Source organism: Methylophaga sp. F-2 (assembly GCF_056859315.1).
Genome location: NZ_JBSXOF010000019.1, coordinates 474,902 through 486,435, shown reverse-complemented (window position 1 = coordinate 486,435; position 11,534 = coordinate 474,902). Strand labels below are relative to the sequence as shown.

General features: G+C 41.9%; 10 protein-coding genes and 1 pseudogene. 5 read left to right on the top strand and 6 right to left on the bottom strand.

Annotated features, from left to right (window positions below; all coding sequences use genetic code 11):
- Positions 1-14: 14 nt before the first annotated feature.
- Complete coding sequence (locus AC13DA_RS11675; protein WP_007145213.1) at positions 15-482, top strand: hypothetical protein; 468 nt, start codon at positions 15-17, stop codon at positions 480-482.
- Between the two features lie 90 nt (positions 483-572).
- Here AC13DA_RS11675 and AC13DA_RS11670 read toward each other — a convergent pair whose 3' ends face one another.
- From AC13DA_RS11670 to AC13DA_RS11660, 3 genes are all read right to left on the bottom strand, one after another.
- On the bottom strand, positions 573-794 hold the full coding sequence (locus AC13DA_RS11670) for a hypothetical protein (protein WP_007145212.1): 222 nt from the start codon (positions 792-794) through the stop codon (positions 573-575).
- Positions 795-879: 85 nt separating this feature from the next.
- Positions 880-1,068, bottom strand: a complete 189-nt coding sequence (locus AC13DA_RS11665) for a hypothetical protein (protein WP_007145211.1) — start codon at positions 1,066-1,068, stop codon at positions 880-882.
- Between the two features lie 209 nt (positions 1,069-1,277).
- Positions 1,278-2,681, bottom strand: a complete 1,404-nt coding sequence (locus tag AC13DA_RS11660) for a TonB-dependent receptor (RefSeq protein ID WP_284451897.1) — start codon at positions 2,679-2,681, stop codon at positions 1,278-1,280.
- Between the two features lie 189 nt (positions 2,682-2,870).
- Here AC13DA_RS11660 and AC13DA_RS11655 point away from each other — a divergent pair, with 189 nt between their 5' ends.
- Both AC13DA_RS11655 and AC13DA_RS11650 read left to right on the top strand, forming a co-directional pair.
- Positions 2,871-4,370 carry an FAD-binding domain-containing protein gene (locus AC13DA_RS11655; protein WP_284451896.1) on the top strand — a complete coding sequence of 500 codons (1,500 nt, stop codon included), beginning with the start codon at positions 2,871-2,873 and terminating at the stop codon, positions 4,368-4,370.
- Positions 4,371-4,554: 184 nt separating this feature from the next.
- The gene (locus tag AC13DA_RS11650; RefSeq protein WP_284451895.1) at positions 4,555-5,739 is read left to right on the top strand and encodes an MFS transporter; all 1,185 of its coding nucleotides are present in this window, start codon (positions 4,555-4,557) and stop codon (positions 5,737-5,739) included.
- 39 nt (positions 5,740-5,778) lie between these two features.
- Here the strand turns inward: AC13DA_RS11650 and AC13DA_RS11645 are convergent, their stop codons facing one another.
- The gene (locus AC13DA_RS11645; protein WP_284451894.1) at positions 5,779-7,869 is read right to left on the bottom strand and encodes a putative bifunctional diguanylate cyclase/phosphodiesterase; all 2,091 of its coding nucleotides are present in this window, start codon (positions 7,867-7,869) and stop codon (positions 5,779-5,781) included.
- A 422-nt stretch (positions 7,870-8,291) separates the two neighbouring features.
- Positions 8,292-8,795 (bottom strand): YgjP-like metallopeptidase domain-containing protein, encoded by a 504-nt coding sequence (locus AC13DA_RS11640; RefSeq protein ID WP_284451893.1) that lies wholly within the window; start codon positions 8,793-8,795, stop codon positions 8,292-8,294.
- A gap of 166 nt (positions 8,796-8,961) precedes the next feature.
- Here AC13DA_RS11640 and AC13DA_RS11635 point away from each other — a divergent pair, with 166 nt between their 5' ends.
- The gene (locus AC13DA_RS11635) at positions 8,962-9,156 is read left to right on the top strand and encodes a hypothetical protein (protein ID WP_284451892.1); all 195 of its coding nucleotides are present in this window, start codon (positions 8,962-8,964) and stop codon (positions 9,154-9,156) included.
- A 72-nt stretch (positions 9,157-9,228) separates the two neighbouring features.
- On the opposite strand, the pseudogene AC13DA_RS11630 reads toward AC13DA_RS11635, so the two are convergent.
- Positions 9,229-10,116 (bottom strand): annotated as a pseudogene (locus tag AC13DA_RS11630) (diguanylate cyclase domain-containing protein).
- 686 nt (positions 10,117-10,802) lie between these two features.
- On the opposite strand from AC13DA_RS11630, the gene nfsA reads away from it, so the two are divergent.
- Complete coding sequence (nfsA, locus tag AC13DA_RS11625; RefSeq protein ID WP_284451890.1) at positions 10,803-11,534, top strand: oxygen-insensitive NADPH nitroreductase; 732 nt, start codon at positions 10,803-10,805, stop codon at positions 11,532-11,534.

The window sequence follows — 11,534 nt, the reverse complement described above, 5'->3', positions numbered from 1 at the left end:
TTGAGGAGAGAAATATGCAGAATAGAACAGATAATAACGTTAATATTGTGATGCTTAGAGGCGCCTGTTTATGGATTCTTATGGCATTAATCTTGGCCTGGTGTTTGGTGGGCTTATATAACCAGCTTGAATTTCTTCAAGCGCTTATACCAGGTTCACCTAAACGTGTGTTACAGGCGCATTTGGACTTTCTGATTATGACGGCGTTGATATTAGGCTATTATGCTGTCAAAGTCGCTTTACCCTGGCATGTCCGTTGGGCAATGGTTATAGGGGCTTTTACTAACTCAAGCTTATTTTTGATGTATGCGCTTTTCCCGGTTTTAGATCCTTTGCATGATGCATTTAACCCTGAGGTAACCGGAGCAGGCTTATTTAATGTCTATTTGTATGCCAGTTTATTGATGACCAGTTACGGCTTTGGTAAAGGTGCTGTCATTATTCTGAAATCTACCTTCACAGTAAAAACAGAATCACAGTGACCGCTGATTAATGATGGCCACCTTAATAAATACACAGAAAGAGCAGGGCAGGGATACCTTGTGAGTAAAAGTCACTGACTGGTTTGATTGTTAGTGACTTTTCTCACCACCATTTCGACTAGCGCTGTGGTTGTCTTTTTTACCGCGTCCTGAGCCTGATTTATTGCCACCGCCGGACTCTTTATTGACTGTAGCCCAGGCAATTCTTTCAGCTTCTTCTTCTGAAACGCCTTGTTCTTTATAGCTTTCTTCTATATGTTCTGCTTTACGTTTTTGTTTGTCGGTATATTTTTCTTTACTGCCTTGAGCCATGACTTACCTCCATTAAAAACTGAAACAAAGTTATAGGAAGTGACATTTAAGCTAATCGATAGTTTCTGTTGTATTAGCCATCAGCTTAGTGATGCTCATGTCGTGTTACCAAAAACTCTAGGCCGGCTCCGATATCTTCCTCACCACACGCAGCCATATCGTCAGGACTTCCTGCCAATGCTTCCTGGTGGGTTAATATCAAATCCCTGCGATCTTCAATCACCTCAGTGTTCTGAGGTTTATCAGCATGAGGTATCGAAATTTTTATCTGCATGGCGATATCCTGTTTTCAGTAAATGCCTTATCTATCATCACTCGGTAGTGACTGATTATGGCTGACTTAAATCGGCTGGCTGATAGAGATAGATTTTTGCGAACAGAAACATCAGCACTGATCTTATTAATGAGTCTGAAAATAAGTCAGTAAGTTGCAATCTGTCACGAGTAAAATAGGTCGAAGAGCAGTGGATGATCCTACGTATATCAATTTTTATAACCGAACAGACGTTGTTTCTTTATTTTTTCAGCCACTACCTCAGGCACCAGAGATTCCCAACCGTGTTGATTCTCGGTAATCATTTTCAAGACATCCGGTGAAAATATCGGTAAATAGGCTTCATTAAACTCTCTGAGCTGCTGAACGTGTTCACCTTGTTTCAAATACTCATAGAGATTAGCTTGTTTAGGATCAATTCTAAGGTTATCTACTTTGTATAAAGTACCGGTTTGAGTATCTTTGTATGGATAAATGTATAGCTTAACGTTGTGCTTGAATAAGCGACCAAAGGCTTCCAGAATCCCACCTTGCAAGCGGCTGTAATAGTCTTCTTTAAACAATTCCACCAAGCTATGGGCCCCCATCGTTAAACCAATATGACGATCGGTATAGCGGGAGAGGTAGGAAACAAGACGATAATATTCTGGATAATCAGAAATCATTACAGTGTGTCCTGCAGCCTCCAGCACGTCAGCACGGCTGATGAAGTCCTCCAGATCAATACTGTCACTTTCACTACGGAGGTTGTGCATTGTGATCTCCATAATTGAGATCGTATCTGCTGGCGACGCTGCATTATCTGCATCAAACTGTTTACGTGCTGAATTGAGCATATCAATGTTGACGTGGGTCACTGGGCGAAAACGTCCACGTTCGACAAGCACATTTTTCTTTCGCAGATGTTCAGATGGCTGCAGAACCTTGCCTTCGGCAGAGAACATGGCCACATCGCTCAAGCCAAGCTGCACCAGGCGTAGACTAATCACGCGGTTATCAACATGTAAAAAGGCATCGCCATGCATGTCCACCATATCTACTTCTATACGATCAGTTGTGAGGTTATCCAGTAAGGATTTCACTAAGAGATCGGGGCTTTGATAATAGTGGAATGCACCATAAACAAGGTTGACACCAATAATACCGAGCGCTTCTTGTTGTAGAGAGTTTTCATTATCCAGCATACGCACATGAATAATGATTTCACTGGGCGCGCTGTGGGGTTCAGTTTGAAAACGAATACCCAACCAGCCATGACACTCATTTGTTCCGTGATAGTTGCGAGCAGAGACCGTATCAGCAAAGGCAAAAAAAGCGGTAGTGTCGCCGCGTTGTTCACTCAAGCGCTCTATATTGAGGTTATATTCCAACTCCAGCATATCTTCGAGGCGCTCACGACAGACATATCTTGGTGCTTCGCCATAGATATCATCACTCACTTTCATATCATAAGCGGAAATACTTTTTGCGATAGTACCGGCGGCACCACCCACTCTATAGAACCAACGCACTACCTCCTGACCTGCGCCAATTTCAGCAAAAGAGCCGTAACGGACGTTATCAAGGTTCACTTCAAGTGCTTTTGCTCCGGGAGAGAGTATTTTGTTTTCCATATCTTACCTATTAGACGCGTGTGAAAGAGAGCGTGTTGAGCTTCAGCGAATTTGTTGCTGGTGCAAGTCGGTCATTAGTGTTTTTCTAAGTCACAAAAATGGCTAACCGAATTTAACTACTTAACTTATTTTTCACATATTTAGTGAAAGTATTCAACACCGTAATTTTTTTGAAGAAGTCATCATTTAATGAATCTGGTTTGGTTTAAGCGTGACTTACGAATACATGATCATGCCCCCCTGACACTTGCAGCAGCGCAGGGGCCGATTCTACCTGTATATATTTTTGAGCCGGCTCTATGGTCACAGCCAGACATGAGTTACAGACAATTCGCGTTTCTTAAAGAGTGCCTATACCAGCTAAATGAAGCACTCAGCGTGTTGGGGTGTCCATTAATCGTTAAAGTCGGTGATGCTGTCAGCATTTTGGAATCATTCAGGCAAAAATATAATGTCACATCACTATGGTCGCATCAGGAGACCTGGAATGGTTGGACATATCAGCGGGATATTGCTGTTCAGAATTGGGCTGATAAACATCAGCTCAACTGGCATCAACTTCGTCAGCATGGTGTTATCAGACGGCTTAAAGACAGAGATGGGTGGGCCAAGCGCTGGTATCAACATATGAGTCAGGCTTGTTATATCTGTCCTGAAAAACTGACCGGCCCAAGCGAAAAAAATGATTATCTGCCAAAGGCCGACAAACTCGGCTTAGTTGACGATGGTTGTGTTCAACGGCAAGTAGGGGGATGGGAGCGAGGACTTCGCCTGTTAGATACGTTTTTGTACGAACGAGGACAGGGATACACTAAGGAAATGTCTTCACCGCTGACAGCGGTTGATAGTTGTTCCCGGCTTTCACCTTATCTGGCATTTGGCACTTTATCGATTCGCGAAGTGTACCAAGCCACTGAGCAACGTATTACCACTATCAAACAAAGCGATACACAAGCGAGATCACAATGGCGACAAGCAATGCGTTCATTCTCAGCCCGTCTTCGCTGGCATTGTCATTTCATGCAAAAACTGGAGGATGAACCGCGTATTGAGTTTGAGAATATGCATACGATATACGATAGCTTGCGAATGTCCGATATCAATCAGACATATTTTGATGCCTGGCGAAGTGGATTGACCGGGTTTCCTATGATTGATGCCTGCATGCGAGCATTAATTGCTACAGGCTGGATAAACTTTCGTATGCGAGCCATGTTGATGAGTTTTGCCAGTTATCATCTCTGGTTAGATTGGCGGCAACCAGCATTATATCTGGCCAGGTTATTTACGGATTACGAACCAGGTATACATTACCCACAGGTACAGATGCAGTCTGGGACCACGGGCATTAATAGTATTCGAATCTACAACCCTATCAAGCAGGGTATGGAGCAAGATCCCCAAGGCGCCTTTATACGACAATGGATACCTGAATTAGCTGATATGCCAGCACCGTTTATTCATCAACCATGGACTCGTCCTTCATTGATGAACGGGTATCCTGCACCCATTGTTGATGAAAAGTCGGCTCGAAAATCAGCTGCACAACGTCTGTATGAATTAAGGAAGCAATCACAACATAAGCAAGAAGCTGCAATTATCGTTAAAAAACATGCGAGTCGAAAAAAAACCGCAACGAACAAGAAACAAAAAACATCATCGTGGCAACAAGGTGAGTTGCCTCTTTAAATAAATCCACAGCAAATTTGCTGCAATTGCCTAATGTTAGCCATGTGCACTTCAACGAATTTATCATTTATTTCTACTCACGACTTCATGAGCTGATGACAGGCATAAATGTCGCTTTATCTTAATGTTGGTTTAACACGGTTTGTGTTACATTGCGCGCCTTCCCAATAAGCCATTTGAGCACATGACTTCGCAAGACACAGCATCACATTCTTATTCATTACCCTGGGTTATTTTTGCCCTGGCTATCGGTGGTTTCTGCATTGGCACCACAGAATTTGTGGCAATGGGATTGATTCAGGAAATCGCTGCTGATCTGAAGGTATCCATTCCTTCGGCGGGACATTTCATTACTGCTTATGCCTTAGGTGTGACGGTCGGTGCGCCAGCCCTAGCCATTCTTGGGGCTAAGTTGCCACGTAAAACCTTGCTATTGGGTTTGATGTTGTTTTATGGCTTGGCTAATGCGATGACCGCGTTTGCAGATAGCTCAACAACCATGTTGCTAAGTCGCTTTATCGCTGGGCTACCTCATGGTGCCTATTTTGGTATTGCATCATTGGTTGCTGCTGATCTGGCCGGACAACATCGCCGCGCCACAGCCATTGCCCAAGTGATGATGGGACTCACGATTGCCAATGTTATCGGCGTGCCTTTTGCTACCTGGTTAGGTCAATCTTTTGGCTGGAGAACAGGTTTTGAGTTTTCAGCAATGATTGCATTGGCGACCATTTTGGCGATTAGCTTTTTTGTACCACGCATTGCACCACATGCTTCAGCCAGTTACCGATCTGAACTGGCAGGCTTTAAAAACATTAATATGTGGCTGACCCTGGCTATAGGTGCGATTGGTTTTGGCGGTATGTTTTCTGTTTACAGCTATGCCTCACCAATTTTGACTGAATATACTGGCGCCAGCATTAAAGTCGTACCCATGGCCTTAGCCATATTTGGCACTGGTATGGTGATTGGTGGCCTCGTTGCTGGCTGGTTAGCAGATAAACATTTGAATAAAACCATCGTTGCGGTGCTGGTCAGTTCTGCCATTGCTTTTGTGATAGCCGCATTCAGTATGACGCAACTTTATTCAGCGATGGCAGCCTTGTTTTTGATTGGTTTTACTGTGACAGGTTTGGCGGGTGTCTTGCAGATTCGCTTAATTGATGTTGCCGGGGAGGCGCAAGCTCTGGCGGCCTCACTTAACCATTCGGCATTTAATGCAGCAAACGCACTTGGTGCCTTTTTAGGCGGGTTTGTGATTAGTCAGCAAATGGGCTGGGTCGCACCTGTCTGGGTGGGCTTATTTTTAAGCTTGTCCGGCCTTGCGGTATTTAAACTTGCACTTACTGTAGAAGCACGTACAAATTAACAAACGCAGCTGTTATTCAACATGGTTTATTAGCTATTGTTAGTGAATTTGAGCTCCATTTTTCGACAATAACAATTCGAAGTCATGACCAGGGACTGGTTTAGAAAACCAGTAGCCTTGAGCGTAATCACAGCCAACCGATTTTAAAAAGTCTAATTGTGCTTCGTTCTCAACACCTTCGGCAATGACTTTAATATTGAGCTTGTGCGCCATGACGACAATGGCTTCACACATGGCCTGATCATCTAGGTTGATATGGATATTCTGGATAAAAGTACGATCAATTTTTAGGTAATCAACATTCAGCTTTTTTAAATAAGCCAATGAAGAATATCCAGTACCAAAATCATCAAGTGAAATTTCAATCCCCGCCTGTTTTAACATGCCTAATCGTTGTTCGGTCATCGGGCCTTCATTCATCATCACCCCTTCAGTAATTTCCAGGGAAACTGCCTTATTGCTAAGGGCTTTTTGTGATAAAAAATCAGTCCACTCTTCCAGATCGCAAGATTCGTTTTGAAACTGTTTAGGCGATATATTTATGCTAAGCTGAAAATTTTCCTTATATTTTTCCTGCCAGGATTTAACTTGAGATGCACTCTGCCGAAATACCCAATCGCCAAGCTCACATATCAGTCCGATATCTTCGGCTATTGGGATAAATTCATCTGGGCTAATGTAGCCGAGTTCTGGATGTGTCCACCTCAGTAGAGACTCTGCTTTATCAATCATGCCAGTTTCAAGGTTAACTATGGGCTGATAATGTATTGAAAACTGGTCTGAACCCATCGAGTTTCGAAGATGTTTTACGATCTCCGTTTTGTTAAGGGCATGCTGCGCCATGGAAACATCAAAAAAAGAAAATTTGTTACGACCAGAGAATTTTGCATGATACATCGCCTGATCAGCATGCTTGAGTAGTTCTTGAGTTGATTCACCATGCTCAGGAAATAGAGCAATACCAATACTAAATGAAAAATAGAGTCTTTCGTCGTCTAAAATAAATGGGGATGACATGGCATCCAGCAGTTTCTGAGCAACCGTACTTGCATCTTCTGCTGAGCACATGTCTGTTAGACACACGGTAAATTCATCACCGCCTAATCTGGCGATCAGATCATCTTCACGGATACACGTTTTCAAACGTAATGCCGTTTCTTTGATAACGGCATCTCCGATATCATGGCCCAAGGTGTCATTGATATCTTTAAAGTTATCAAGATCAAGAAACAAAATGGCGCATAGTTGATTGTTTTTCCTGGAAATAACAAGCGAGTCTTCCAGGCGTTCCATAAAGGCACGTCGATTAGGTAAGTCTGTTAGAGGATCGTTATATGTCAGCCTGCAGATGGCTTCCTCTGCCGCCCTACGTTCGGTGATATCAGCAAAGATTGAACAATAATGTGTGATTTCACCAGTACTGTTCGTGATGGCATTAATGGTTATCCATTCGAGAAATAATTCACCATTTTTGCGTTTATTCCAAATTTCACCGCTCCATTTCTTTTCTCGAGAAAGGGCCGTCCACATTTCTCCATAAAACTGTTTATCGTGCTTACCCGAACTCAGTATTCTCGGATTTTTACCAAGAATTTCATGTTGCTTAAAGCCTGTAATTTGAGTGAATGCAGTGTTAACGGCGATGATTTTATTGTCATGACTAGTTATTGTCATTGCCACAGAACTGTGAAAAAAAGCTGATGAAGTGATGTGAATCAGATCATTTTTATCAGATTCTTTACGGCTATCTGATATGGCGTTGAATAGATTATCCAGACTGGTAGGTTTTAAAGGACATTGTTCCTTTGCCAAGCAAGGCAAATCGAAAGGTGAAGATATCACTTCATAATTTTCATTAATTAAAATGATATTGATATTGTTATTAATGTGACGAAGTTTATGAATAGTGCAGTCTGGCATGTCCCTAAGAAAAAAAGTCTCAGCAACGATGGTGTCAATGGCATATTGTTTAAATAAAGCTAATGCATTATCGCAATTATCAGCAGTCAGATAATTACTTATGTGAGAGCCAAGTAAAGTGCTAATTTTATTTTCTGAGTATTTATCTTTGCCCAGATAAAGAACACTCAGTTTTGCCTCTGACGAGGTTCTTGATATCGTCGATGTCATTGACTAATACTCTTTCTGGCTGTTAGTTAATGACCTCATTACAAACAATAATAAATGTAAACATTTGTCATTGTTTGGAGTGAGATAGGTTGGGCCGGTTTTTAATAAACCATGCTTTAAAACAACAAAAGAATGTTTATTCTGTATGGTTTGGTTGTTCGTTGGCACTGTCTCTATATCCCAATCAGCTATGTAGAAAAATGTTATTTTTTGATTAAATTCACACGTTAGTTATAAGGTTAAATAACCATATAATTAACAAGGTTGTCAATGAACATTTTTACAGTGCTCGGAGAGAGTTGAACATTGATATATATAAGCGAATAATCCAGTGGAATCATGTAATTCAGATTATGTGCTGTTTGTCTGAATACTTGATCATTATTCAGACTAAAACCGATACATTAGCGCATTATAAAAGACTAATATAGCTCACCAAATATCTCTAAGTGGGTAAGGTAAAGCCGCACATCAAACTCCAACTGATGATAGTTCGGTTCGATATGCATACAGAGCTTATAAAATGCTTTGTTATGGTCTTTCTCTTTTAAATGCGCCAGTTCGTGCACCACAATCATATTCAAAAATTCTATCGGTGCAGTTTTAAAGACGGAGCCAATACGCATTTCATTTTTGGCTTTTAATTTACTGCCCTGAACGCGTGAGACATAACTGTGTAAACCCAGAGCATTATGCAACACATCCAGCTTGTCATCATAAATCACTTTGCTGAGCGGACTGGATTGACGCAGATTCTGGTTCTTCATATCCATCACATAGGCATACAACGTTTTATTAGTTTTAATGTCATGTGTGGCTGGATATTTTTTTAACAGAAACTGGCCGAGTGTTTTTGCTGAAATAGCGGCGCTGACTTGATCGAGAACAGGGGCAGGGTAACCTGATAAATATTTTAGTGCCGACATAGTGATTGCCTTGTTTTCTGCTTTTTGTTTCTTTGATAACCGACTCTGAGTTTTCATCAGCTACTCGCTTGACTATTTAAGCGTGAAAAGCCATAAATGGACATAGTTTTTTACTGTTAACTGGCTTTTCATGAATAGTATTTCTGTTTAAAAAAAAGGAAGCAAAATGCAGAAGGTGTTAGCGAAAGAATCAATGAAGTTTCTCAAGCTTGTGGCTGTAGGATTATTGCTCATTATTGTACTTATTCTGGCCGGTGAAAAGCTAAGTGGTATAGAAGCGCTGATACTGGCTTTGCTGCCTTATATGCTTTACCAGATATATTCAGCCATTCAGTCAGCAAAAAAACGCAAGAAGAAATAAACCAACATTGTCTTGTTTTGCGGTAATGAAAAGGTCAAATACACTGATTTATTGAATCAGAATAAAACGAGCTCAACCACGCATAGCCAGAGAATAACTGTTCTTACCCTGACGTTTAACATCATACATTGCTCTATCTGCGACTTTGACCAGTTCATCAAGGGTAGTGCCATGTTCAGGAAAAAAGGCGATACCAATACTGACACCAATGCTGACTTGCCTTGTTTCTTTTTCTGAATAAGTGAATTCGATGGGTGTTTTCAGTTCATTGATAAGCTTTTGGGCAATGATTTCCACGTCATCGCTATCCGTTAGATCATCAATCATCATCACGAACTCATCGCCACCGATTCTTGCCAACTGATCTGCTTAACGCAGGATACCAGTAAACCGCCTAGCCACTTGCCGCAACACCTGATCGCCCGCATCGTGACCCCACGTGTCATTGACCGATTTAAAGCCATCCAGGTCTAAAAACATCACAGCGATTTGTTGATTTTGTCGCTTAGCTTTAGCCAAATAATTATCGGCATGTTGTTGCAAATAATGCAGAGATGGCAGGCCGGTAATAGCATCAAAATGCGCCTGCTTCTCTAATTCGATTTGCGCATGATGGGCTGCTTCTAACGCTTGATGAAGTTCAGTGACATCATATTCAGTGACCAACATTAAAAATTCGGCCGTTAATGGGTGGCGTGTTATGCGAATATCCAGCGTATGTTGGCGAAGCCCTGCACTGGTTTTCATCATATGCGTCCAACGTCCAACCCGTTTTTCCGTGGCATCCTTTAAACGCTCAATCCCTTCTTCGAGCTTATCAAAGCGGGCAGTGAAGGCATTTCTATCACTATCAAGTTGTTGTGGAATGATGTGTTTATAGGCTTCTGTGGCTGCTGGGTTTTCGATGACGATATCACCGGAGAAGGTAAAGGTACTCACTAATACAGTGGTATAGCGCATGGCTTCAACAAGCAATAAATTTTCAGGTGTTTCCCCGAGTTCAACTTGTTCGTTGATATAAGCAATGATGGCGCGATGACGTTCAGGACCCACTAAAACCGCCCGATGTAACATATACAGTGTTTTGGCTTTACCGTTTGGATAGGTGGTCCATGGGTCAATGCTAAGACCATTTTTAGCGGCTAATTCAAAGGTTTGATGCATTCTATCTTTTGCACCTTGGGTATCACCCGATAGATCTTTATTTATCAGTTCATCAACTGAGTTGAGTCCCCAAAACGTCAGCGCTGCTGCATTACCCCACCACCAACCATGTCTATCAAGATCAAAAATCCAGACGATGTTAGGAATCAACTCGTAAAGACCAAGCTCATCTAAACTTTTGATATGGGTGAGGTGACGGTAATCAGTGGTCATGAATCGAGTTAATTTATCGTTTGTCGGCTAGCAAAATAGAAAAGTTATTATCGCATAAGAAACATCCAGATAAGGTAGATGCTATCTAATTCGAAAAGATGAATTACGCAGCCCGTAGTTTCGGTAGATTGAAAGCGAAACCCAACGTGGTGATGACTTGAGCAATTATCTTATTTAATAAATGTCACTTAATTGCAGCGAGTTGGAAACTCTTTATCAATGGAGTATCTAAAATTGCAATGCCTTTAATCTCAATGGATACAAGTTATATGAATGAAACTATCAAACTGCTGAAAAATCATCGTTCAATTCGAGAATTCACACCAGAACCTGTGAGTGATGAGTTGGTGCGTGAGATTATTGATGCAGCAGGCTGGTCTGCCACATCTAACTTCGTCCAGGCATACACCGTTATTAGAGTCAGAAATCCACAAACACGTCAGCAGATTGCAGAGCTCGCCGGTTCGCAAACATGGGTGGAAAACAGTCCGGTATTTTTAGTTTTTTGTGCCGATCTTAAACGTAGTCAGGCGGCTTGTGATTATGAAAGTCAGGAAATGGTGCCTGGATATACTGAACAATTCATTATTGCCACCGTGGATGTCAGTCTGGCCGCACAAAATGCGATGATTGCAGCAGAATCGCTCGGCCTTGGCGGTGTTTTTATCGGTGGTATCCGTAATAACCCGGAACAAGTATCTGAGCTACTTAAACTTCCTGAGCAAGTTTATCCTGTGTTTGCGATGTGTCTTGGTTATCCGGCAGCATCGCCCGAGCAAAAGCCAAGGTTACCTGTCGATGTCATTTTGAAAGAAGAATCATACCAGCAAGATAAGTCAGAACTGGGACAGTACAACGAGACGTGCAAAGCCTACTATCAAAATCGTTCCAGCGGTGCCCGTGATGAGACTTGGACACACCAGATAGCGACGATGATGAGTAAACCAATGCGTCCCCACATGAAAGCGTTTCTTGATAAAAAGGGCTTTAAGTTTAAATAA

What these genes read in the sequence shown, in the direction of transcription:
- AC13DA_RS11645 (WP_284451894.1), bottom strand. Translation starts at nt 7,869, where the DNA reads ATGACATCGACGATATCAAGAACCTCGTCAGAGGCAAAACTGAGTGTT.
- AC13DA_RS11675 (WP_007145213.1), top strand. Translation starts at nt 15, where the DNA reads ATGCAGAATAGAACAGATAATAACGTTAATATTGTGATGCTTAGAGGC.
- AC13DA_RS11640 (WP_284451893.1), bottom strand. Translation starts at nt 8,795, where the DNA reads ATGTCGGCACTAAAATATTTATCAGGTTACCCTGCCCCTGTTCTCGAT.
- nfsA (WP_284451890.1), top strand. Translation starts at nt 10,803, where the DNA reads ATGAATGAAACTATCAAACTGCTGAAAAATCATCGTTCAATTCGAGAA.
- AC13DA_RS11650 (WP_284451895.1), top strand. Translation starts at nt 4,555, where the DNA reads ATGACTTCGCAAGACACAGCATCACATTCTTATTCATTACCCTGGGTT.
- AC13DA_RS11665 (WP_007145211.1), bottom strand. Translation starts at nt 1,068, where the DNA reads ATGCAGATAAAAATTTCGATACCTCATGCTGATAAACCTCAGAACACT.
- AC13DA_RS11655 (WP_284451896.1), top strand. Translation starts at nt 2,871, where the DNA reads ATGAATCTGGTTTGGTTTAAGCGTGACTTACGAATACATGATCATGCC.
- AC13DA_RS11670 (WP_007145212.1), bottom strand. Translation starts at nt 794, where the DNA reads ATGGCTCAAGGCAGTAAAGAAAAATATACCGACAAACAAAAACGTAAA.
- AC13DA_RS11660 (WP_284451897.1), bottom strand. Translation starts at nt 2,681, where the DNA reads ATGGAAAACAAAATACTCTCTCCCGGAGCAAAAGCACTTGAAGTGAAC.
- AC13DA_RS11635 (WP_284451892.1), top strand. Translation starts at nt 8,962, where the DNA reads ATGCAGAAGGTGTTAGCGAAAGAATCAATGAAGTTTCTCAAGCTTGTG.